Source organism: Streptomyces sp. NBC_00306 (genome assembly GCF_036169555.1).
GTDB lineage: Bacteria > Actinomycetota > Actinomycetes > Streptomycetales > Streptomycetaceae > Streptomyces > Streptomyces achmelvichensis.
Genome location: NZ_CP108032.1, coordinates 7,912,885 through 7,937,985, shown reverse-complemented (window position 1 = coordinate 7,937,985; position 25,101 = coordinate 7,912,885). Strand labels below are relative to the sequence as shown.

Here is a 25,101-nt window from a genome sequence, read left to right as displayed (position 1 = left end):
AGCAGCCGCTACTGGAGCCGTACCGGCAGCGACTGGAGGCTCCGGTTGAGGAGCGACGACTGCCAGTTCGCCGGGGCGGCGGTGAGCGCCAGGTCCGGCGCGGCGGCCAGGAGGTCGGTGAGCGCGGCCCCGGCCACCAGCCGGGCCAGCGGTGCTCCCAGGCAGAAGTGCGCTCCCTGCCCGAATCCGAGGTGCGGATTCGGGTGCCGTCGCAGGTCCAGTTCATCGGGGCGGTCGAACCGGGACGGGTCCCGGTTGGCCGCCGCGGTGACCAGGTAGAGCCGGTCTCCCGCCCGCAACAGCCGTTCGCCCAACGAGAGATCGGTCTTCACCTGCCGGACGGACATCTTCGACGGCCCGTCGAAACGCAGCAGCTCCTCCACGGCGCCGGCCGCCAACTCGGGCTCGGCGCGCAGCAGATCGAGCTGGTCGTGCCGGCGCAGCAGGTTCCACACCCCGACGGCGATCAGATTGCTGGTGGTCTCCCCGCCGGCGAACGCGACATGGGTGAGCATGGCGACGAACTCGTCCTCACTGACGGAGTCACCGACCAGACCGCTCTCCAGCGCCGCGCTGATCAGGTCGGCCTGCGGGTCGTCCCGCCGCCGACGGACCAGCCGCCGGAGATAGTCGAAGAGATCCAGCAGGGCCTGTTGGGAACTCTCGTGCTCCTCCGCCGACTGCACTGAGCCGAGGGCCAGGTCACCGACCTGGATCGCCCAGCGCTGGAACCGTTCGGTGTCCTGCTCCGGTACCCCCATCCAGGCCGCCGCCACGGTGGCCGGCAGAGGCCGCGCGAAGTCGGCCACCAGATCGGTGACGTCGCGGCCCTCACGGGCCCGTGCCGTCAGCCGGGCCACCGCCTCCTGCACCATCGGCCGGTTGCGTCGGATCTGCCGGGGACCGAACGCGCCGCGGAAGACGCTGCGCAGCCGGCGGTGCTCGGGCGGGTCGACGAAGACCATCCAGCCGGCCATGATCCCGAAAGCGCGGGACGCATCCGGGCTGAGCAGGTGCAGCGGTGTCTGCGCCAACATCGGGGATATCCGGTCGGCCGATACCGCGGGGTCGCTGAAGCAGGCGGTCGCCTCGTCGTATCCGGTCACCAGCCAGGCCCGGTGGACCGGGCTCCAGTGCACGGGTGCGGTGGTGCGCAGGTGCGCGAGGTAGGGGAACGGGTCGGCGACGATCTCGTCGTCCAGCAGGTAACGGTCGGTGATCTGACCGGTCGTGGTCATGCCGTGCGCTCCATCAACTCGGCGGCGAGGGCGGCAACGGCCGCGACCTCGGGATCGGCGACCATGCTCCGGTGGGTGCCGGGCAGGTGGTGGAGGGTGAGGCCCTCCGGGAACAGCTCGCGGCACCGCCGCTCGTAGGCCGGGTAGCTCTCGCCCGCGACCACGGACGGGCGTCCGGGCCCGGCGTCCGCCGCCTCGGCGGTGACCAGCAGGTGCACCGGCCCGTAGTACGGATCGGGGCGGTAGGTGGAGGCGGCGCGCAGCAGCGCGGTCCACATCGCCACCGGCCAGTCGGCGCCCAGATCGGCCTCCGCACTGTTGACGCCGGCGGCGAGCAGCGTGGTCACCAGCTCCCGCTCCTGGCTCAGTCGGGCCGGGGTGCCCGGGGAGAGTTCACGGATCGCCTCGCGCATGGCGACCGCCCGGTCGAGCAGCTCGAGCGCCTCGGTGACGGCGAACATCCCGGCCTCGTCCGGCACGGCCGGCTCCAGCAGCAGCAGGGTGTCGACCTGCTCGCCCTGCGCGGTGAGCTGAATCGCCATCTCCTGGGCGATGTTGCCGCCCATGGACCAGCCGAACAGGGCGTACGGCCCCTCCGGTTGATGGGCTCGCAGCCGCCGCACATAGTCCTCGGCAAGGCCCTGCATCGTGTGGGCGTCGACGCCGCCGTCGATGCCCCGGGCCTGCAGCCCGATCACCGGCCGCCCGGGCGGGAGTGCCTTGGCCAGCGGGAGGTACCAGGCGACGCTGCCGCCGCTCGGGTGCACGCAGAACAGCGGACGCTGCGTGCCCTCGCGCAGCACGACCAGCACATCGCCTTCCCGGCGCAGCGCGGTTCCTTCGCCGGCTGGTTCCCGTGTGGCGATGGCGGCGGCGAGCGACGCCACGGTGGGGTGCTCCAGGAGGTCGGCCACACCGACCGGCAGCCCGAGGTCGCAGGCGCGGGCGGCGACCCTGACGACGGCGAGCGAGCTGCCGCCGAGTTCGAAGAAGTCGTCGTGCACGCCGACCCGGTTCTGCCGCAGCGTCTCGGCCCAGAGCTTGGCCAGCCTCTCCTCGGTGTCGGTGCGCGGCGCCACGTACGGGCGGTCCGTGACGGCGGGCCCGGTCGGTGCCGGCAGGGCCGCCCGGTCGAGCTTGCCGTTGGCTGTCACCGGCAGTGCGGGCATCGGCACGAACGCCGTCGGCACCAGGTAGGCCGGGAGACGGTCGCGCAGCCAGCGGCGCAGCTCGTCCGCGGTGGGCGCGGCGACGCCGGCCGCAGGAACCAGGTAGGCCACGAGCCGGGCGTCGCCGGGCTCGTCGGTGCGGGCGACCGCGGCCGCGACCGCCACGTCCGGCCGCGACGACAGCACCGCCTCGATCTCCCCGAGCTCGATCCGGCGGCCCCGGATCTTCACCTGGCCGTCGAGGCGTCCGCCGAACTCCAGGGTGCCGTCCGCCCGCCAACGTCCCCGGTCGCCGGTGCGGTAGAGCCGCCGGCCGCCGCCGCGGGGGTCGGGAACGAAGCGGTCCGCGGTCAGTCCGGCCTGCCCGGCGTAGCCGCGGGCGAGGGAGTCACCGCCGATGCAGAGTTCCCCGGCGACACCGGCCGGGGCGGGGTGGAGCTCGTCGTCGAGTACCAGGACCGTGGTGCGGTCCAGCGGGCGGCCGATCGGGACGCTGACCGCGTCCGCGGGGACGGTGCGCACCGGGTGGGTGGTGGCGACGAAGGTGCATTCCACCGGGCCGTAGCCGTTGGCGATGCGCATGTCCGACCAGCGGGTCCGCAGTTCGCGAACGTGTGTCGGGGACGCCGCCTCGCCCCCGAAGAAGATCTGGCGCAGTCCTCCCAGGTCCTCCAGTCCCTCCTCCACCACGAGGTTGAACAGTGTGGTGGTGAGGAATGCCGTGGTGACGCCGTGCCGGCGGATCGCGGCGACGATGCCGGCCGGCGTGATGGGCTCCGCCGGGTAGACGGCGCAGGTGCCGCCGGTCAGCAGTGGCCCGAAGATCTCGAAGATGGCCGCGTCCCAGTTGAAGCTGCTCAGGTGCAGGACCGTGTCGGCAGCGTCGAGGGCGATGTCCCGCTGCTCCACCAGGGTGTCCACGATGGCCCGTTGCGGCAGGGCTATCCCCTTGGGCAGACCCGTGGAGCCCGAGGTGTAGAGCACACAGGCCAGGTTGTCGGTGTCCGGTCCGCGGTCCGGGTCGGTCGTCGGCTCGCCGTCGAAGCTCGTCCCGGCGAGGGTGATGACGGTGCCGGCCCGCTCGGGCACGACGTGACGCCATGTGGGCTGGGCGAGCACCAGGTCCGCACCGGTGTCGCGGATGAGCCGGTCCAGGCGGCGGCCCGGGTCGCGCGGGTCCATGGGCAGGTAGGCCGCCCCGGCCTTGAGGATGCCGAGCATGCCCACGACGAGCTCGACGGAGCGCTCGGCGCACAGCCCGACGACCGCCTCGGGTCCGGCGCCGTGTCTGCGCAGATGGTGGGCGACGCGGTTGACCTGCGCATTGAGCTGCGCGTACGTCAACTCGCCCTCAGCGGTGGCAACCGCCACCCCGTCCGGGTGAGCGGCCACCTGGGCCTCGAAGACGGCCACCACGCTGCGCTCGTCACGGACCTGGTCGGCGCTCTCCCCCGACCGGAGTGCCTCGACCGGGATGCCGGGGACGCCCTCCGGGTCGTCGACCATCGCGGTGAGCAGCGCGCAGTACGCGTCGGCGAGACGTTCGACCTCGCTCTGCGACATGCGGCCGGCGTCGGACTCGAACGACACGCCCCCGGGGCCGGTGGTCACCATGAGTCCGAAGTTGGTGCGGGCGATCTCCTCGATCTCCTGCTTGTGCTCGCTGCCCAGGCCGTGGAAATGCACATAGTTGAAGGCGGTGTCGACGAGCACCTCACCGGCCCACTGGCCGCGCTGCATCTCGGCCAGCGGGAAGCGGCGGTGCGGGATGACCTCCTGTTCCGCGGTGAAGACGTCTCGCAGCAGGTCCACCCAGCTGGTCGCGGTGGAACGCACGCCGAACGGCACCACGTTGAGGAAGACACCGCGCATCCCCTCCGACCCGGCCCGCTCCGGACGCCCGTTGGTGGCGATTCCGGTCGAGTAGGAGTCGCCGTCGGCGAGCTGCCCCATCAGGTGGTAGTAGGCGGTGAACAGCACCGTCTTGCGGGGCACCCCGGCCCGGGCGGCGAGAGCGTCGATGCCCGCGTGGAGATGGCCGTAGCTTCTCAGCGCCTCGCAGGTGGACTTGTCCGCCTGGTCCCCGCCGGCCGAGCGCGGGAGCCGTACCGGCGGGAACGACTCCACCATGGCGTCCCAGAAGGCGTGCGCGGCCGGGTCGGCGACGGCTTCCCGTTCGAGTACCACGTACTCGGCGAACCGGGGCACCGGTGGACCGGCGGGCGCTGCGGCCGCGCCGGTGCGCTCGCGTCGGTGCCGGTCGATCAGTTCGGCGATGAGGGAGGTGAGGCTCCAGCCGTCCAGGACGGCGTGGCAGTCGGTGATGGTGAGCCGGTACTCGGCGTCGTTGAGCACATGCACATGCAGCCTGATCAGCGGGGGGACGGACAGCTCGAACCAGCGCCCGGCCTCCGCGTTCAGATATCCCCGGACCCGGTCGGCCTGGGTGGAATCGTCCAGCCCTCGCAGGTCGTCCACACCGACCGGGAGATCGGCGTCCGGGTGCACCAGTTGCAGGGGCTCGTCGTAGCTGCTCCAGTCGAAACCGGTGCGCAGGATCTCGTACCGGCGGACCACCGCGTCGGCGGCACGCTGCATCACCTCGGCGTCGAACCCGGCCGGTTCCTGGACCCGGAAGCTGGTCACGTTGTGGTACGCGCCCTTGCCGGCGTCGGCCAGCAGCTCGTAGAGCATGCCCTGTTGCATCCGGGTCAGCGGGTAGGCGTCCTCCAGCCCGGCGGGCAGCCGGTCCCGGTCACCCGGCGCGACCATGGCGAACCGCTCCACGGGCACGGCGTGCCCCGGGGTGCCCCTCTGATCGGCGGCCAGGTCCACCGCCCGGGCCAGCTCACCGAGCGCCTGGTGGGCGAAGACGTCGCGCAGCGCCACGGTCAGCCCGCGCCGCTCGGCCAGCCCCACCACGCGCAGGGCCAGGATGGAGTCACCGCCGAGGTCGAAGAACCGGTCGGTGACGCCGGGTCTCTGGACGCCGAGCGTGTCGCACCACACCTCCGCCAGCGCACGCTCGGTGGGGGTCGCCGGCGGGACGTGGCGTCCGGCGGAGGTCAGGGTGGCGCCGTCGACAGCCGGCAGCCCCTTGCGGTCGACCTTGCCGTTGGCGGTCAGCGGCAGGGCCGGCAGCACGGTGAACGAGGCCGGCACCATCGGCTCCGGGAGTTGGCCGAGCAGCCACTGGCGCAGGTCGTCGCGGGCCGGCTCACCGTCGACGACCAGGTACGCGTGGAGCCGGTACTCGCCGGTGCGGGAACCGTGGGCCACCACGGCGGCCTGGTCGACAGCGGGGTGGCGCAGCAGCGCCGCCTCCACCTCGCCCAGCTCGATCCGGTGTCCGCGGATCTTCACCTGGTCGTCGGCGCGGCCCCGGTACTCCAGACGACCGTCGGCCAGATGCCGGGCCCGGTCTCCGGTGCGGTAGAGCCGGGCACCCGGCCGGTCGCCGAACGGGTCGGGAATCAGCCGGTCGGCTGTCAGACCGGGCCGGCCGAGGTAGCCGCGGGCCGCCCCGGCGCCGCCGACGTACATCTCGCCGACGACGCCGGCCGGGACGGGCCGCAGGTGACGGTCCAGAACGTGGATCGTCAGGTCTCCGAGCGCCCGGCCGATCGGCGAGACGGACTCGCCGGTGAGGTCGGCGGCGGTCACGGTGTGATGGGTGACGTGCACCGTGGTTTCGGTGATGCCGTACATGTTGACCAGCCGCACACCGGCGCCGGGTCCGTCGAGCCAGCCGTCGAGTTCGGGCAGGTCGAGCTTCTCCCCACCGAGCACCACGGTCCGCACACCCAGGTCGGCGAGCCGCCGTTCGCCGAGCGCCGCGCGCAGGTTGCGGAACGCGCCGGGCGTCTGGCTGAGCACCGACACCCTCTCGGCACCGAGCAGCGCGGCGAACCTCTCCGGGTCGCGGGCGGTGGCCTTGTCGACCAGGACGACGCTGCCGCCCCGGGTCAGGGCTCCCCACAGCTCCCAGACGGAGAAGTCGAAGGCGTACGAGTGGAACAGACTCCACACACCCGCCTCCGGCAGATCGAGGGCGTCCTCGCAGGAGTCGAGGAGGCGGACCACCTGCCGGTGCGGGATGCAGACGCCCTTGGGCCGGCCGGTGGATCCGGAGGTGTAGATGATGTACGCGAGTGAGTCGGCGCTGCCGGCGGACGGGAGGTCCTCCACCGGTTCCCTGTCCAACGCCGGGTCGTCCAGCCTCAGTTGACCGACGTTCACGGGCACCTGTTCGGCAAGACCCGGGGAGACGACGGCGAGCCGGGGGCCCGCGTCGGCGACCATGAACTCCAGCCTGTCCCGCGGGTGTTCCGGGTCCAGCGGCAGATACGCGCCTCCGGCCTTGAGGATGCCGAGGATGCCGACGGCCAGGTCGAGGTCGCGGTTGACGCAGAGCCCGACCACCGACTCGGGGCCCACCCCGCCGGCGCGCAGCCGGTGGGCGAGCTGGTTGGCCCGCCGGTTCAGGCCGGCGTAGTCGAGCCGCTCCTCCCCCGCGACCACCGCGACGGCGTCCGGCCGGACGGCGGCGTGCCGCTCGAACCGTTCGTGGAGCCGGTCCTCGCAGTCGTACGAACGCAGCGGGGCGGCCCATGCGGCGAGTTGCCGGCGCTCGGTCTCCGGCAGCAGCTCCAGGTCGGACAGTGGCGTGTCCGGATGGGCGAGGACCAGCTGGAGGAGGCGCGTGTACTGGTCCGCCCAGCGGCGCACGGTCTCCGGGCGCCAGAGATCGGAGCGGTGGAAGAACGCCGCGGCCAGCCCGTCGGGGCGCCGGGCGGTCTGCAGGATCAGGTCGAACTTGACGGCTTCCACGTCGAGTTCGAACCGGCCGCCGGTGGCCTCGCCGAGGTGGACCGGCCGGTCATCGGTGTCGTCGTCCAGACTGAACATGGCCTGGAACAGCGGCGTGCGATGGAGGTCCCGGCCGGGGCTGACCTCGTCGACGACCCGCTCGAACGGGACGTCCTGATGCTCGTACGCGCCGAGGGCGTCGTCGCGGACCCGGGCGAGCAGATCGGCGAAGGTCGGGTTCTCGGCCAGGTCGGCCCGCATGACCACGGTGTTGACGAAGAAGCCGATCAGGTTCTCGACCTCGGGCCGGTTCCGTCCGGCCACCGGGGTGCCCACCCCGAAGTCGGTCTGCCCGCTCCAGCGGCCCAGCAGCACCTCGAACGCGGCCAGGAGCGTCATGTACAGCGTCGCGTTGTGCTCGCGCCCGAGCCGCTCCAGGCCGGAGACCGTCTCGGGCTCCAGTGCGAACTCGCAGACGGCGCCGGTGGTGTCGCGCTTGCCGGGGCGGACACGGTCGGTGGGCAGCTCCAGCGGCGGCAGCCCCGCCAGCCGGTTCCGCCAGTAGCCCAGCTCCCCGGCCGCCCGGTCCCCGGCGAGCTCACGGCGCTGCCAGGCGGCGAAGTCGGCATACCTGACAGGCAGTTCAGGCAGGGTTCCGCCGCCGTACAGGGTCTCCAGATCGCGCACCAGCACACCCATCGACCAGCCGTCCGCGACGATGTGATGCATCGTCAGGAGGACCACATGATCGGTGGCGCCGAGGCGCCACACCGTCACCCGGAGCACCGGGCCGGCCGCCAGGTCGAACGGCTCGCGCGCCACTGCGCCGGCCGCCTGGACGACCTCGTCGACGGTGCCGGCTTCGCGCCAGTCCACGCCGCTCCACCCCGGGTCGACATCCTGGCTCACCACGCCGTCGACCACGGTGAACCGGGTCCGCAGGGTCTCGTGCCGCGCCACCAGGGCGTCGAACGCTGCGGAGAGCCGGCCGCGGTCCAGCGGTCCGGTCAGACGCCAGGCCACCGGAATCGTGTACGCAGGGCCGGGCCCTTCCAGGCGGTCGAGGAAGACCAGGCGTTCCTGCCCGAACGACACCGGAAGGTCGCTGCTGGTGCCGGTGGAGCGGGTGATCCCGTCCGGAGCCGTGCGGTTCTCCGCGCGCCCCGCCAGCCGCTGGTGGAGCAGCTCCAGCTGCATGGGGGTTAGGCCGTTCACGGCGTCTCCTTCAGTTTCTGGGCAAGGTTGGTGATGGTCCGGGCCTCGAAGAAGGCACGGAGGGTGACCGCGGTGTCGAGCCGGGACCGAAGACGGGAGATGACTCTCAGCGCGGTCAGCGAGTGGCCGCCCAGGGCGAAGAAGTCGTCCTCGACGCCGACGTCGGGCCGGTCGAGCAGCTCCGCCCACACCTCGGCGATGATCTTCTCGAGGGGGGTGCGCGGTGCGACATGCCCCGGTCCGCTCTCCGGGGCGGTGGCGGTGATCTCCGGCAGCGCGTGCCGGTCGACCTTGCCGTTGGCGAGCAGCGGCAGGCAGTCCAGGATCAGCAGTTCCGTCGGGATCATCGCGTACGGCAGACGGGACTCCAGGTGCGTCCGCAGTTCGGCAGCCGAGAGGCGGGCCCCGGGGGAACGCTGTGCATAGCCGCTGAGTTTCCAGCCGTTCGGGCCGTTGGGGCGGGCGACCACGGCCGCCGAGCCCACGGCGGGGTGCAGCGCGAGGCACGCTTCCACCTCGCCCGGTTCGATCCGCACGCCCCGGACCTTCACCTGGCGGTCCAGCCGGCCGCGGAACTCCAGTGTCCCGTCGGCCAGTCGGCGTGCGGCGTCGCCGGTGCGGTACATCCGGGCTCCGGGCGGGCCGAACGGGTCGGGTACGAAGGACCGCGCGGTCGTGCCGGCCTGGTTGCGGTAGCCGCGGGTCACTCCGGCGCCACCGATGTGCAATTCCCCGAACACCCCGACCGGCACGGGTCGCAGTGCCTCGTCGAGTACGTGCACGGTGGTGGCCGGCATGGGCCGCCCGATGGACACCGTCGCCTCCCGCACCGCCGGGTCCAGGTCCTCGAATGTGGTGGTGAGGGTGCACTCGGTCGGGCCGTACTGGTTGACCACCCTGCGCAGCGCCGGCAGCGCCTCATGCAGGCGGGCCAGCAGTGCCGGAGTGGAGGGCTCGCCGCTGAGCACCAGCAGGCGCAGCTTCGGCAGGCTCACCTCGCTGACGTCGCCGCCGTCGAGAAGCTGGTGCAGCAGGGACGGGACCATGCTGAGGACAGCCGTCGGCGCGGGCCGGCCCGTGAGATCGGTGACAAGGGTGGACAGGTCGGACTGCCCGGCCATCAGCACGGTCGCGCCGACCGTCAACGGGCCGATGCAGTCCCGCAGGAACGCGTCGAAGGACGCAGAGGCACGCTGGAGGACGACATCGTCCGGGCCCAGCTCGTAGTGGTCGAGCACGGTGTCGAGGTGGCCGGTGAGGCCGGCGAACTCGACCAGGACACCCTTCGGTGCCCCGGTCGAACCGGAGGTGTAGACGACGTACGCGAGGGTGCCCGGGTCGCGGATCAGGTCCGGTGGAGTGGCCGGACACCGGCCGAGCGCCGGATCGTTGAACATGTCCTCGTCGACGACCAGCCGGGCTCCGGCATCGGCGCCGATCCGCGCGAGGCGGCGTGCGGGCAGGTCGGGGTCGAGTCCGACGAACGCTCCTCCGGCCTTCCAGATGCCGAGCACGCCCACCACGGTGTCGATCCCGCGGGGCAGGCGCAGTCCTACCCGGGTCTCCGGACCCACGCCCCGGCCGACGAGGTGGTGAGCGAGCTGGTTCGCCCGCCGGTCCAACTCGGCGTACGTGACCTCGCGATCACCGCAGATCACCGCCGTCGCGTCCGGGGTGGCCCGGACCTGGTCGGCGATCCGTTCCAGCAGCGGCCTGGACGCGCCGGGACGCAGTGCCACGGCCGCGGGTGCCGTGGCCGGCGGGGCGAGCGGCAGATCACCGGTCCGTGTCGCGGGATCGGCCACGACGGCACGCAGCAGCAGAGTGAACGCCTCGGCCATCCGCCGGATCGTGGCGGTATCGAAGATGTCGGTGGTGTAGTCGATGGCGCCGGCCAGTCCGTCGGGACGCTGCACCAGTTCCAGGGTGAGGTCGAGCTTGGCCGCCCCCCGGTCGACGGGGACCGCCGTACCGGCCGCCTGGCCGAGCCGCAGAGTGTCCAGCCTCCAGTCGTTGAAGCTGAACATGGCCTGGAACAGCGGGGATCGGCTGAGGTCCCGCTCCGGGCGCAGCTCCTCCACCAGACGACCGAACGGCATCTCCTGGTGCTCATAGGCGCTGAGAGCGTCGCCGCGGACCCGGCCGAGCAACTCGGTGAACGAGGGATCTCCACTCATGTCGGCCCGCAGCACGAGGGTGTTGAGGAAGAACCCGACGACATCGCGGACCTCGAGCCTGCCGCGGCCGGCGACGGGGGTGCCGACGCCGAAGTCGGTCTGACCGCTCCATCGGCCCAACAGCACCTGATAGGCGGCGAGCAGGGTCATGAACAGTGTCGCGCCGTGCTCCCGGCTCAGCCGTTCCAGTCCGGCGACCAGCTCCGCGTCGACCGTGAACTCCACCGAGCCGCCGGACCCGTTGCGGCGGACCGGGCGGGGACGGTCGGTGGGCAGCTCGAGTGTCGGCAGGCCGGACAGCCGCTGCCGCCAGTGCGTCAGCTCCCCCGCCAGCCGTTCCCCGGTGAGCCGGTCGCGTTGCCACACCGCGAAGTCGGCGTAGCGCACCGGCGGAGGAGGCGGCTCGGCGCCGTCGTAGCAGGACTCCAGTTCGCGGATCAGCAGACCCATGGACCAGCCGTCGGACACGGCATGGTGCATGGCCATCAGCAGCACGTGCTCGTTGTCGCCGGCATGCCACACCACGACCCGGAACAGCGGCCCGGTGGTGAGATCGAACGGCTCCCGCGCCTCGTCCCGGACCGCCCTGACGGCGTCGGCGACCGTACCGGCCTCGCGCCAGTCGACTCCGGCCCAGTCGGGGACGATGTCCTGCAACGCCACGCCGTCGACCAGCGTGAACCGGGTGCGCAGCACCTCGTGCCGTGCGACCAGGGCGTCGAACGCGGCGGACAGCCGGTCGCGGTCCAGCGGTCCGCTCAGGCGCCATGCGACGGGAATCGTGTACGCCGGGCCGGCGCCCTCGAGGCAGTCCAGGAACACCAGTCGTTCCTGCCCGAAGGACACCGGCAGCCCCGTGGTGCCTTCGCCCCGGACGATGGGGGCGCCGACCTGTTCGGCGTCGGTGAGCAGGCGGGCCAGGGCCGCGATGGTGCGGGCGGTGAACAGGTCGCGGAAGGTCATCTCCCGACCGGTGCGCTCGGCGACCGCGCCGACCATCTTGATGGCCAGCAGCGAGTGCCCTCCGAGGGCGAAGAAGTCGTCGTCCATGCCGGGCTCGGCCATACCGAGGACCTCCGTCCATGCCTCGGCGAGTTGCCGTTCCAGCTCGCACGCCGGCTCCCGCCGGCCGGTGGTCGGGGCGTACGTCGGTTCCGGCAGCGCCGCCCGGTCCACCTTGCCGTTGCGGGTCAGCGGAAGTTCGTCGAGCACGACCACGGCGGCCGGTACCAGGAACGCCGGCAGGCTCTCACCGATGAACCCGCGCAGATCCCCCAGTTCGGCGGGATCGGCCACGACGAACGCGCAGAGGCTGAGGACGCCGCTGCGGTCGGGACGGGCCACCACGACGGTGTCCCGCACGGCCGGGTGCCGCCGTATCGCGGTCTCGATCTCGCCGGGCTCCACCCGGAAGCCGCGCACCTTGACCTGCCCGTCGGCGCGGCCGATGAACTCCAGGCGGCCTTGTGCCGTCCACCGCACCAGGTCGCCGGTGCGGTAGACCCGGCCGCCGGGCCGGCCGAACGGGTCGGGCAGGAACCGGTCGGCCGTGCGGTGTGCCGCACCGAGGTATCCGCGGGCCAGGCCGGCGCCGCCGAGGAGCAGTTCGCCGACGACACCGACGGGGACCGGACGCAGCCGCTCGTCGACCACGTACGCGGTGGTGTTGTTCATGGGGCGCCCGATCGGCACGGCCGTGGCGACGGCCGGTGCCGTGACCTCGTGCCAGGTGCCGAAGGTGGTCGACTCGGCCGGGCCGTACATGTGCAGCAGTCGGCCGGGCCCGCCGTGGGCGAGCAGGGCCTCCACGGTGTGCGGGTCGGCGGCCTCGCCGCCGAAGAGCACGTGCCGCAGTCCGCCGAGAGCGCCGGGCCGCTCCCGGACGAGCTGGTGGAACAGCGCGGTGGTGAGGAACAGGGTGGTGACCCGGTGCCGGGTGAGGTGCGCCGCAAGGGCCGCGGGCGACAGCGCGACATCCGGCGGGGTGACCACCAGGGTCGCTCCGGCAACCAGGGTGGCCCACACCTCGAAGGTGGCCGCGTCGAAGACGGGACTGGCCGCGAACGCCACCCGGTCGTCCGGCCCGAGGGTCAGGTAGTCGCTCTCGTGGACGGTACGGACCAGCCCGCGGTGGGTGATGCCGATGCCCTTGGGGCGCCCGGTGGAACCGGAGGTGTAGACGACGTAGCCGAGGCTGTCCGGGCAGACGCTCACTGCGGGTGCGGTGTCCGGCAACCGGTCGATCTCCCCGGCGTCCGCGACAAGATCGACGACCCGCAGGCCCAGGCCGTCCGCCGACAGGTGGCCGGCGGATGTGATGAGCAGCGTCGCGGCGGTGTCGTCGAGCATGTGCCGGCTGCGCTCGGCGGGCTGGTCCGCGTCGAGCGGCACATAGGCGCCGCCTGCCTTCAGCACCGCGAGCTGGGCGAGGACGAGGTCCGCGCAGCGGGGCAGGCTGACCGCCACCACGGTCTCCGGGCCCACGCCGAGGGCGAGCAGGTGCCGGGCCAATCGATTGGCCCGCCCGTCCAGTTGGGCGTAGGTCCAGATGGATTCGCCGTCCACGACGGCCGGCTCGTCGCCCCGGTCGGCCGCCTGGTCGGCGACGAGCTGGTGCAGGGCGCGCGCAGGGATCGCGGGCGTGGGACCGGTGCCCAGCTCGACCAGACGGGCGCGGGCATCGGCGTCCAGGACGTCCCAGTCGCCCAGCCGGCCCTCGGCGTCCTCGGCGTCCTCGGCGAGCGTGAGCAGCAGGCGGCGGTACCCGTCGGCTATCCGCTCCACCGTCGCCGGGTCGAACAGGCAGGTGGCGTACTCGATCAGGCCGGTGCAGGACCCGTCGGCGGCCTGGTCGACGAAGAGGGTGAGGTCGAACTTCGCGGTCCGCCAGCCGAGCGGGATCTCCTCGGCGGGCATCCCGGGCACTCGCAGGGCTGTGGCGGCGGTGTCCCGCAGCGCGAACATGGTCTGGAACACCGGGGTGCGGCTGAGGTCCCGCTCCGGCCGCAGTTCCTCCACCACCCGTTCGAACGGCACGTCCTGGTGCTCGTATCCCCCGAGGGTGGCCTCCCTGACCCGGCCGAGCAGCTCGGCGAAGGTGGGGTCGCCGGTGAGATCGGCCCGCACCGCAAGGGTGTTGACGAAGAAGCCGACGACGTTCTCCACCTCGGAGGTCGTACGGCCGGCGACGGGTGTGCCCACGACGAAGTCTCTCTGCCCGCTCCACCGGCCGAGCAGGACCTGAAACGCCATCAGGAGCACGGTGTGCAGGGTGGCGGCGTCGCTCCGAGCACGCCGGGTCAGCGAGCGCAGGGCCTCCTGCGGCAGCTCGAACCGGTGGGTGGCGCCTTCCGTGCCGAGCACCATCGGCCGTGGCCGGTCGGTGGGGAGCTCCAGGGCGGGAGCCCCGTCCAGGGCGGTGCGCCACCACTCCAGTTCGCCGGCCAGCCGGTCCGGGGTGAGCGCTGCGCGCTGCCAACGGGCGAAGTCGGCGTACCGCACGGGCGGCGCCGGCGGGGTGGCGCCTGCGTACAGGTCGCCCAGCTCACGGGCGATGACGCCCAGGGACCAGCCGTCGGCGACGATGTGGTGCAGCACCAGCAGCAGGACGTCGTGCCCGGGGAGGCTGATCAGGACGGCCCGCCAGGCGGGCCCGGCGGCCAGGTCGAACGGCCGGCGGATCTCGGCGGAGGCGAGGTCGTCGTTCCATGCGCCGGCGTCGACGCGGCGCAGGTCCACCAGGGGTTCGGGCGCGACGACGGGTGCGCGGTCGATGCCCGGGAAACGGGTGCGCAGGGCGTCGTGCCGCGCGGCCAGTCGCTCCAGGGCGCGGCGCAGGACGCCTTCGTCGAGCCGCCCTTCCATCCGCCAGGCGACCGGGATGGCATAGGCGGAGCTGTCCGGGTTCATCTGCTCGAGGAACAGCAGCCGTTCCTGCCCGAACGAGGGGACGACGGGCTCGTCGTCGCCGCCCCGGCTCAGGACGGGTGCCGTGGCGGCGTTACCGGCAGGTGCCGCGGTGACCGTGTCGGCGAGTTCGGCGACGGTGAGTCCGGCGAACAGGTCGCGCATCGAGATGTCGACACCGGCCTCCTCGCGCAGCCGGGAGATGAGCCGCACGGCGAGCAGGGAGTGGCCGCCGAGTGCGAGGAACGTGTCGTCGACGCCGATCCTCGCAACGCCGAAGACCGATGCCCACACGGCGGCCAGCTTCTCCTGGACCGGGGTCCCGGCGGCCCGGTACGGGGTGGCGAGGTCGGGGCGGTCCGGGGCCGGCAGGGCCTTGCGGTCCAGCTTTCCGCTGGAGGTCAGTGGCAGCTCGGCCAGCTCCACGAAGGTGGACGGCACCATGTAGGCGGGGAGCAGACCGGCCAACTGCTCGCGCAGTACGGCGATGTCGAGATCGGCTCCGACGACGTAGGCGACGAGCCGCTGTTCGGCGGCCGAGCCGGTGGCCACCACCACACCGGCGCGCACACCGGGCAGTTCGTTCAGCACGGCCTGGATCTCGCCGAGTTCGACCCTGTTGCCGGCGAGCTTCAGCTGGTCGTCGACCCGGCCGAGGTAGTCGACCACACCAGGGCGGTGCCAGCCGGCCAGATCGCCACTGCGATACATCCGTGCGCCCGGCTGACCGTAGGGGTCGGGCAGGAAGCGTTCCGCGGTGAGCCCCGGCTGCCCGGAGTAGCCGCGGGCGAGCTGCACTCCTGCGAGGTACAGCTCCCCGGGTCCGTCTCCCGGCGCCTGGCGCAGGTCGTCGTCGAGGATGTAGAGCTGCGTGTTGGCCACTGCCGCGCCGATCGGCACGCCGGCACCGGGCCAGCCGGGTCTGCACTGCCAGGCGCTCACTTCGATGGACGCCTCGGTCGGGCCGTAGAGGTTGTGCAGTTCGATGTGCGACAGGACGCGCAGCACCCGGTTCTGCAGGTCGGTGGGGAGCGCCTCGCCGCTGGTCATGATGCGCAGGACGCTGCGGCATTCCTCCACACCCCGCTCGCCGATGAACAGAGCGAGCATGGTGGGGATGAAGTGGACAGTGGTGATCTCGCGCCGCTGGATCAGCTCGACGAGGTAGCCGCTGTCGCGGTGTCCGCCGGGTTTGGCGATGACCAGACGGGCGCCGACGGTGAGCGGCCAGAACAGCTCCCACACCGAGACGTCGAAGGCGTACGGAGTCTTCTGGAGCACGTGCTCGTCGGACGTCATACCGTACTCGTGCTGGCCCCAGACCAGACGGTTGCAGACACCCCGGTGCTCGGCCACCACGCCCTTGGGCCGGCCGGTGGACCCAGAGGTGTACATGACGTAGGCGGCGTTGCGCCCGTCGACGACGACGCCACAGGGCTCGTCGGACTCGCCGGCAGTGCCGGCCAGGGTCACCTCGGGCAGTCCGGACCGGCCGAGATCACAGTCCATGCCGGGGCCGCGGACGAGCGCGACCGCGCCGGCCTGCCCGACCATGTAGGCCAGCCGCTCGGTGGGCAGTTCCAGGTCCAGCGGCAGATACGCGGCGCCGCTCTTGAGGATGCCCAGCAGGGAGACGACCAGGTCCAGGGAGCGCTGGGCGCCGACGGCGACGACGGTCTCCGGTCCGGCGCCGTGCCGGCGCAACGCGTGGGCGAGCCGGTTGGCCCTCCGCTCCAGTTCCCGGTAGGTCATCTCCTCGCCCTCGAACTCCAGGGCAATGCCGTCAGGGGTACGTCTGACCTGGGCCTCGACCAGTCCGTGCATCGTGCTCATGCCTGCTGCTCCTTCAGTGCCTGCTCGACGTCCTCGCCGGTCATCCCTGCGATCTCCCGCATCAGCTGTTCCTCGACCGCGGCGGCGAGCCGGGTCACGGTCGGCCGCTCGAAGAGGGTTCGCACGCCGATCTCGCAGCCGAACGCCGCCCGTAGTCGAATGACGACTCTGGTGGCGAGGAGTGAGTGGCCGCCGAGGTCGAAGAAGTTGTCGTGGATGCCGATCCGGTCGACCTGGAGGACTTCCTTCCAGACGTCGGCGATGGCCTGTTCGGTCGGGTTCCGCGGAGCGACGTACTCCCCGGACAGCGTCGGACGGTGTCCGTCCGGATCGGGAAGCCGGTCACGGTCGACCTTGCCGCCCACCGTGCGCGGCAGCTCGTCCAACAGGATCAGCACCGCCGGCACCATGTACTCCGGCAGCCGCTCCCCCAGCCACTCCCGCACCTGATCCGTCGCCACACCCCGCTGCCCGGCCACATACGCGACCAGACGGTCCTGCCACACCACCACCACCGCGTCACCGACCAGCGGGTGCTCCCTCAGCCGAGACTCCACCTCACCGACCTCGACCCGGAAACCACGCACCTTCACCTGACCATCGGTACGACCGCAGAAATCCAGGAACCCCTCACGCCACCGCACCAGATCCCCCGTCCGGTACAGCCGGCCCCCCGCCTCACCACCGAACGGATCCGGCACAAACCGGTCCGCCGTCAACCCCGCACGACCCACATACCCACGCGCCAACTGACCACCACCGATGAACAACTCACCGACAGCACCCACCGGCACCTCGCACAACCCACCGTCCAGCACATACAGACAGCGATCCCCCACCGCACGCCCGATCGGCACACCGCTCCCGCACTCCACCCCCGCCGGCACATCGAACACCGTCGACGAAACCGTCGCCTCCGTCGGACCATAGGTATTGACCACGGCCATCTCGGGGAAGTGCGAGGTCCACCAGGCGAGGTCGGCCGGCCGGACGGTGTCTCCGCCGAGGACGAGCAGCCGCAGGTGGTCGGGGCTCCAGGCGGGCTGCGTGGTGCCGTCCGCGGAGAGTTCGGCGATCAGTTCGGTGAGATATCCGGGAACCACCTCCATGACCGTGACGCGGTAGTGGTCGAGGTCGGTGAGGAGCTGGGACGGAGCGACAAGACCGTGCTCCGGCAGCACCAACGCGGCCCCACACGTCAACGCCGGGAAAATCTGCTCCACCGACGCATCGAACGCCAACGCAGCAAACTGCAGAACCCGATCCCCCGCACCCAACCCGAACCGACCCCGCATCCGCGACACATGCCCCGCCATCGACCCACGAGACACCCCCACACCCTTCGGCCGCCCCGTCGAACCCGACGTATAAATCACATACGCCAACTGACCATCCACCACCGCAACCCCGGGATCATCATCCCGACCCCCGTCCGGCAACGGACCCTCCAACACCACACCAGCACCCACATCCGAACGGACGAACTCCACCCGCTCCGCAGGCCACGCCGGATCCAAAGGCACATACACACCACCGGCCTTCAACACACCCAACACCGCAACGAGCATGTCCACACCCCGCCGCAGCCGCACCCCCACCGGCACCTCAGCACACACACCCCGACCAAGCAGCCACCAAGCCACCCGATTCGCCCGCGCATTCAACTCCGCATACGACACCACACCATCCCGACCAACAACCGCCACACCCTCAGGAACACGCCCCACCCGCTCCTCGAACAACACCACCGGATCCCGCGACAGACCCGACGACACCTCACCCGCACCCCAACGACGCAACACACCCAACTCACCCGCCGGCAAACCCAAACCACTCACCCGCACACCCGGCGAAGCCACCACCCCCGCCAACAACACCCGACACCGCTCCACCAACCGACCGATCGACACCTCATCGAACACATCAGCCCGGTACTGCACGAATCCGCCGGCGGCACCCGGGTCGGTGGCGAAGGTGAACATCAGGTCGTACTTGGTGACGTCGAAGGGAATGTCCGCGGGGTGCAACGTCGCGGTGCCCAGTCGCGGCGCCGCGATGGAGCGGACCTCGAGGTCGAACATGGTCTGGAACAGCGGCGAGCGGCTGAGGTCACGGTCCGGCCGGAGCTCCTCCACCACCCGCTCGAAGGGCACGTCCTGGTGGTCGAGTGCGTCGAGCATGTGGTCACGGACCCTGGCGAGCAGTTCGGTGAAGGTGGGGTCTCCGGACAGGTCGGCACGCATGACCAGGGTGTTCACGAACAGCCCGATCACACCCTCGACCTCAGGACGACCACGCCCCGCAACCGGCGTCCCCACACCGAAATCGCACTGCCCGCTCCACTGACCCACCAACACCTGAAACGCAGCCAGCAACGTCATGTACAACGTCGCATTGTGCTCCCGCCCCAACCGCTCCAAAGCCGCAACCAACTCCGGCTCAAGAGAGAACTCACACGTCCCACCCACCCACGACGGCTGCACCGGACGCACACGATCAACCGGCAACTCCAACACCGGCAACCCCGACAACCGCCCCCGCCAAAACCCCAACTCCCCCGCAACACCATCCCCACCCAACTCACGCCGCTGCCAATCGGCGTAGTCGGCGTACTGCACCGGCAGGTCGGGCAGGCTCTCGCCGGCGTACAGATCACCCAGTTCGCGGACGAGTACGCCCATCGACCAGCCGTCGGAGACGATGTGATGCATCGCCAGCACCAGCAGGTGATCCGTGGCGTCGAGCTGCCAGACCATGGTCCGGAACAGCGGGCCGGTGGCCAGGTCGAACGGCCGGTGCAGTTCCTCGCCGGCGTGCCTGACCGCCGCATCGTACGGATCGGGTACCGAGCGCAGGTCGTACCAGGCTGCTGCCGTCTCCATCCCGGTGGCCACGCGCTGCACGGGCTGCGCGTCGACCAGCGGGAAGGTGGTGCGCAGCGACTCGTGCCGGTCGACGAGCTGTCGCAGGGCTCGGTCGAGGCGCTCCCGGTCGAGGACTCCGTCGACCCGCCAGGCCAGGGCGGCCATGTAGTCCGGGGCATCGGGTTCGAGCCGGTTCAGGAACCACAGGCCCTCCTGGGCGAAGGAGAGCGGGAAGTCCCCGCTGCGGACCACCTTGCCGATCCGCGGCATCGGGCGGGAGGGCGCCGGTGGCAGGGCGGCGACGAACTCGGCGATCGTCGGTTGCTCGAAGAAGTCGCGCATGTCGACGGGCCGTTCCAGCGCCTTGCCCACGCGTGCCACGGCCAGCGTCACGAGGAGTGAGTGGCCGCCGAGGTCGAAGAAGTTGTCGTGGATGCCGATCCGGTCGACCTGGAGGACTTCCTTCCAGACGTCGGCGATGGCCTGTTCGGTCGGGTTCCGCGGAGCGATGTACTCCCCGGACAGCGTCGGACGGTGTCCGTCGGGGTCAGGGAGCCGGTCACGGTCGACCTTGCCGCCCACGGTGCGCGGCAGTTCATCGAGGAGGATCAGCACCGCCGGCACCATGTACTCCGGCAGCCGCTCCCCCAGCCACTCCCGCACCTGATCCGTCGCCACACCCCGCTGCCCGGCCACATACGCGACCAGACGGTCCTGCCACACCACCACCACCGCGTCCCCGACCAGCGGATGCTCCCGCAACCGGGACTCCACCTCACCGACCTCGACCCGGAAACCACGCACCTTCACCTGACCATCGGTACGACCGCAGAAATCCAGGAACCCCTCACGCCACCGCACCAGATCCCCCGTCCGGTACAGCCGGCCCCCCGCCTCACCACCGAACGGATCCGGCACAAACCGGTCCGCCGTCAACCCCGCACGACCCACATACCCACGCGCCAACTGACCGCCACCGATGAACAACTCACCGACAGCACCCACCGGCACCTCGCACAACCCACCGTCCAGCACATACAGACAGCGATCCCCCACCGCACGCCCGATGGGCACACTTCCCCCACACTCAACGCCCGCCGGCACATCGAACACCGTCGACGAAACCGTCGCCTCCGTCGGACCATAGGCGTTCAGCAGTGGAACATCGGGGTAGCGGTCCGACCATGTCCGCGCCTCGGCCGGGCGCAGCACGTCACCGCCGAGGATCATCAGCCGGAGCGCGCCCAGGGCATCCGCCTCCCGTTCGGCCAGCCGGTCGACCAGCTCTCCGAAGTACGCCGGAGGCAGGTTGGCGATGGTGACGCGGTAGTGGTCGAGGTCGGTGAGGAGCTGGGACGGAGCGACAAGACCGTGCTCCGGCAGCACCAACGCGGCCCCACACGTCAACGCCGGGAAAATCTGCTCCACCGACGCATCGAACGCCAACGCAGCGAACTGCAGAACCCGATCCCCCGCACCCAACCCGAACCGACCCCGCATCCGCGACACATGCCCCGCCATCGACCCACGAGACACCCCCACACCCTTCGGCCGCCCCGTCGAACCCGACGTATAAATCACATACGCCAACTGACCATCCACCACCGCAACCCCGGGATCATCATCCCGACCCCCGTCCGGCAACGGACCCTCCAACACCACACCAGCACCCACATCCGAACGGACGAACTCCACCCGCTCCGCAGGCCACGCCGGATCCAAAGGCACATACACACCACCGGCCTTCAACACACCCAACACCGCAACGAGCATGTCCACACCCCGCCGCAGCCGCACCCCCACCGGCACCTCAGCACACACACCCCGACCAAGCAGCCACCAAGCCACCCGATTCGCCCGCGCATTCAACTCCGCATACGACACCACACCATCCCGACCAACAACCGCCACACCCTCAGGAACACGCCCCACCCGCTCCTCGAACAACACCACCGGATCCCGCGACAGACCCGACGACACCTCACCCGCACCCCAACGACGCAACACACCCAACTCACCCGCCGGCAAACCCAAACCACTCACCCGCACACCCGGCGAAGCCACCACCCCCGCCAACAACACCCGACACCGCTCCACCAACCGACCGATCGACACCTCATCGAACACATCAGCCCGGTAGACGAGAGTCATCGCCATCTCGTCGTCGCGCGGCTGGGCGAACAGCGACACCGAGAACAGGGCCCGGGGGCGGTCGGTCTCGTAGTCGGTGAACCGGAGCGTTCCGGTGCCCTGGTCGTCCGGGACGTTCTGCATGGCGAACCAGGTGTCGATCAGCGAGTCGGTGTCGGAGCGTTCCGGTCGCAGTTCCCGGACGACCTGCTCATAGGGCACGTCCTGGTGGTCGAGTGCGTCAAGTGTGTGGTCACGGACCCGGGCGAGCAGCTCGGTGAAAGTCGGGTCTCCGGACAGGTCGGCACGCATGACCAGGGTGTTCACGAACAGCCCGATCACACCCTCGACCTCAGGACGACCACGCCCCGCAACCGGCGTCCCCACACCGAAATCGCACTGCCCGCTCCACTGACCCACCAACACCTGAAACGCAGCCAGCAACGTCATGTACAACGTCGCATTGTGCTCCCGCCCCAACCGCTCCAAAGCCGCAACCAACTCCGGCTCAAGAGAGAACTCACACGTCCCACCCACCCACGACGGCTGCACCGGACGCACACGATCAACCGGCAACTCCAACACCGGCAAACCCGACAACCGCTCCCGCCAAAACCCCAACTCCCCCGCAACACCATCCCCACCCAACTCACGCCGCTGCCAATCGGCGAACTCCGTGTAAGGGAGGCTCAGCTCGGGCAGGGTGTCCCCGTCGTAGAAGGCGCCGAGGTCGCGAACGAAGAGGGAGATCGACCAGCCGTCGGAAACGATGTGATGCATCGCCGCCAGCAGTACGTGCTCGGTGTCGCTCAGCCGCCACACCACGACGCGGAACAGCGGACCCGTGGTCAGGTCGAACGGTTCGCCGGCCTCGGCTGCGGCCTCCGTTTCCACCTCGGCAGCAGTGGCGGCGTCACGCCAGTCGATGCGGGCGTCGAGACGGTCCGCGACGAGGACGCGAGGGGTGCCGTCTCGCTCGACGAACCTCATCCGCAGCGACTGGTGACGGGCCACGAGGCGGGACAGGGCCAGCTCCAGGCGCTTCCGGTCGAGCGGGCCGTGCACCCGCCACATGGGGGTCGCCACGTACGCGGTGCTTCGCCCGCCCTCCAGCCGGTCCAGGAACCACATGCGGTCCTGTGCGAAGGACAGAGCGTGGTCGACCTCGGCGCACCCTTCCGGCCTGAGATTCGTCTTCCCTGTCTGCACCGCAGCTCCTCTCACCCCACCAGCGCTCGCGTCTGGTGTCGTCCCCCGTCGGCCGAGCTGTTCCCGGTCCGCATCGGCCGCCTCCGGCCTGCCTGGGAAAAGTCCCGGCACCTGGCCGCGGGCCCGTGGACAACAACATCACCGCGGCGCCGCCCGCGTCTTGAGTCATCACTACTCGCATCGCCCCGACGGGACACCGCTGCACGACTCATCTCCCGGCAAGAGAACGGCCGTCGGCGGCCAACGAACACACATGGGACCGCTCCACGACGCACTCCGCCCCGCCGGCCCGCCCGCGACACCGCGGGTGCTCGCGCCCGCCAGGACTGCGCGCGGTGGTGACGGGGAGGAGGTCGCGCTCACCCGGCCCGCGTCCTCCCTCCGCGCCTCGCATTCCGACCTGGAGGACTTGGCGCGGGGAGCGGCATGTGCCGGCGACCCGGGTGTGGGGCGACTGGCTGTGCGGCGACCACCACCCCATCGCATACCGCCGCCGGGTCCTACGCCGGTCGCGACGGCATCGACCCCGACAGCCGACGCTGTGCGATATGGACCGGTTCAGCCGTTGATGCAGCCTGAGCCGGCCCGTGGGGGACGGTGGGTTGGAGCTCCACGGCGGAGTCGCCGCCGGCGGCGACTGCGGAGCCAGGTTCCACGGCCGCAGCGACACAGACCCCGGGCCGGACAACTGCGTAGGAGCAGGAGGTCGACCATGCCGATGTCACCGTCAGCTCCGGGGCTCGCCCAGGCGGTGGATGTTGTCGGCGAAGCCGACGTAGTCCGCGGTGATGGAGTGTATCGAGTTGGGGCCCGACACCGATCGACAAGGAGTGCGTCAGGCATCGACGTTTCAGGGTGCTTAAAGTGCGTAGCACTTCCCGCTATGTCAGCCTGGTTGTGAACGTTCTCTTCCATCGGGCATGCAAGGAGCGCCATGAGCGGGAATGCGCCAATGCCGGACGAGTCGGACCGGAACCGCGCGGACAAGGCACAGGACGAAGGACAGAAGCACCGGAGCGAATCCGAGGGCAAGAAGCAGCCGTCCAAGCGGCCTCCGGACCGACGTCCGACAGCAGGACTCGAACTCGACACGGACAACGACCGCGAAGGCATCCCCCAAGAGCCGGAATTCTAGGACTGCCGCCTTGGTGCGGGTCAAAGTCGTGTGATTCCGAGCGCACCGGGTCGATCGGTCAGGGGGCGTCTCGCTGGGGCCACCGCAGTTCGGCGGCGCGACGCAATCCGCTGCTGAGCCCACCGAGGACCTACTTGGCAGCGACACCATCAGAGCCTCAGCGCACCACCGAGGAGGCGGCTATGGGGCAACACGGCGGACACGTGGTGATCTTTCCGAGCTGGGTTCCCCAGAAGACCATCATCGACATCATGTGGGACGATGCCAAGCTCTCCACCCCCCGGCCAAGAGACAGGTGGGATGGAGAACTCGCGTTGCTCGCCGGGACGTTCAGCACCAGGGGAGAGTGGGAGTGGGACGCAGCGGGGCAGAAGTTGGGTTTGTGGGTTCCCGTCCCGGGCGGCGATGGCCATCGGCGTTTAGTCGCAACCCTCGATCAATTCACGTTTCCGCCCAGAGGGATGACGGGAACGGGCAATCTGATGCCTGGTCTTGCACCTGTTGCCGGCGACCTGACAATGGCCTGGCAAGGAGACCCGGCTTAGTAGCGGAAGTGCGGCGCGCCTACTGAAGGAGCCCGTCATGGCCAAGTTGACAGCGTCCCGGCCATGCCACTCCCGCCCGCTACGGCGATGATGCGATCACCGCAATGCAGAAGGCGGGACCGGACGGCTCGCGCCGTCCCACGAGCAGCGCGGCGAGGCTGGCGCATCGTCAAGTTCGTGCGCCAATACACCGTGGCCTGTAGGGCCCGGTCCTCCAGAGACAGGCTCCACGGCCGACTTGCGGCCCGCATCAGCACCCCCACGCCACAGCACCGTCACCAGCTTCCCGTAGACACGTGGGCTCAGCCCGGTGAACGGCGCTGTCCAGGACGGCTCCGACGCCGTGATCACACCAGCCGCGCCGCGATCATCGCACCGGGCCGGCGTGCCCCGTCATCAAGTCTCGACGACTCAGCGGAACTCCTGGACCACCTGGATCTCACCGACAATGTGGGCATTGAAGTCGTCCAGCTCTTCGGCCGGAACCCAGAGCTCGAGGATCGTCTGCCCGCCTGCCTGCTGGATGGGATACCGGCTCAAGAACACCGACTCGACCTCAAAACGAGTGACGAACCCGGCGCCATCGTGCTTCACGTTCCAGTCCCGCGCGATCCTGACCGCGTAGTCCTCGTTGAGGACCGGGTAGAAGATCGGCTGCTCGGGCAGCCGGGGCGGCCAGGCACGCCAGTTCAGCTCGCGAACCAGATCCAGCTCCTTGGGGCCGGTAGGGCGCCACAGGGTCGTCGTTGCTTGCTGGCTGGTCATCTGCATCGCTCTCTGAACGTAGGCCGCCGGTACGACGGGTCGAGGGACCGGACGATACCCGCACCGCGAACTCAGCAGCTACGCAGTTTTCGCACCTTGACCAGCA

At 70.7% G+C, this 25,101-nt stretch carries 7 protein-coding genes and 1 pseudogene; 2 read left to right on the top strand and 6 right to left on the bottom strand.

From position 1 onward, the window contains the following. Positions 1 to 8: 8 nt before the first annotated feature. Genes OHA05_RS35395 through OHA05_RS35380 form a run of 4 tightly spaced genes read right to left on the bottom strand, consistent with a single transcriptional unit; the run spans position 9 to position 22,550 of the window. A complete protein-coding gene (locus tag OHA05_RS35395; protein ID WP_328862856.1) occupies positions 9 to 1,238 on the bottom strand; it encodes a cytochrome P450 in 1,230 nt (409 codons plus the stop codon). Beyond that, entirely contained in the window at positions 1,235 to 8,431 is a 7,197-nt protein-coding gene (locus OHA05_RS35390; RefSeq protein ID WP_328862855.1) for a non-ribosomal peptide synthetase, read from the bottom strand. The genes OHA05_RS35395 and OHA05_RS35390 overlap by 4 nt, the downstream gene beginning before the upstream one ends. Beyond that, positions 8,428 to 16,347, bottom strand: coding sequence for a non-ribosomal peptide synthetase (locus OHA05_RS35385; protein ID WP_328862854.1), 7,920 nt, complete (start codon positions 16,345 to 16,347; stop codon positions 8,428 to 8,430). Before OHA05_RS35385 ends, OHA05_RS35390 begins: the two co-directional genes overlap by 4 nt. Then, positions 16,344 to 22,550, bottom strand: a complete 6,207-nt coding sequence (locus OHA05_RS35380; protein WP_328862853.1) for a non-ribosomal peptide synthetase — start codon at positions 22,548 to 22,550, stop codon at positions 16,344 to 16,346. The genes OHA05_RS35385 and OHA05_RS35380 overlap by 4 nt, the downstream gene beginning before the upstream one ends. A gap of 934 nt (positions 22,551 to 23,484) precedes the next feature. Here OHA05_RS35380 and OHA05_RS35375 point away from each other — a divergent pair. Together OHA05_RS35375 and OHA05_RS35370 are read left to right on the top strand one after the other, a co-directional pair. Beyond that, a complete protein-coding gene (locus tag OHA05_RS35375; protein WP_328862852.1) occupies positions 23,485 to 23,685 on the top strand; it encodes a hypothetical protein in 201 nt (66 codons plus the stop codon). Positions 23,686 to 23,867: 182 nt separating this feature from the next. Beyond that, entirely contained in the window at positions 23,868 to 24,230 is a 363-nt protein-coding gene (locus OHA05_RS35370) for a hypothetical protein (RefSeq protein ID WP_313942133.1), read from the top strand. Between the two features lie 158 nt (positions 24,231 to 24,388). On the opposite strand, the pseudogene OHA05_RS35365 reads toward OHA05_RS35370, so the two are convergent. Together OHA05_RS35365 and OHA05_RS35360 are read right to left on the bottom strand one after the other, a co-directional pair. Further along, positions 24,389 to 24,581 (bottom strand): annotated as a pseudogene (locus OHA05_RS35365) (IS5/IS1182 family transposase); the annotation flags it as partial. Between the two features lie 60 nt (positions 24,582 to 24,641). Beyond that, positions 24,642 to 24,995 carry a hypothetical protein gene (locus tag OHA05_RS35360; RefSeq protein WP_075032794.1) on the bottom strand — a complete coding sequence of 118 codons (354 nt, stop codon included), beginning with the start codon at positions 24,993 to 24,995 and terminating at the stop codon, positions 24,642 to 24,644. Positions 24,996 to 25,101: the final 106 nt, after the last annotated feature.

Coding starts and splice junctions, on each gene's coding strand:
- OHA05_RS35395 (WP_328862856.1), bottom strand. CDS start 1,238: ATGACCACGACCGGTCAGATCACCGACCGTTACCTGCTGGACGACGAG.
- OHA05_RS35370 (WP_313942133.1), top strand. CDS start 23,868: ATGGGGCAACACGGCGGACACGTGGTGATCTTTCCGAGCTGGGTTCCC.
- OHA05_RS35375 (WP_328862852.1), top strand. CDS start 23,485: ATGAGCGGGAATGCGCCAATGCCGGACGAGTCGGACCGGAACCGCGCG.
- OHA05_RS35360 (WP_075032794.1), bottom strand. CDS start 24,995: ATGACCAGCCAGCAAGCAACGACGACCCTGTGGCGCCCTACCGGCCCC.
- OHA05_RS35385 (WP_328862854.1), bottom strand. CDS start 16,347: ATGAGCACGATGCACGGACTGGTCGAGGCCCAGGTCAGACGTACCCCT.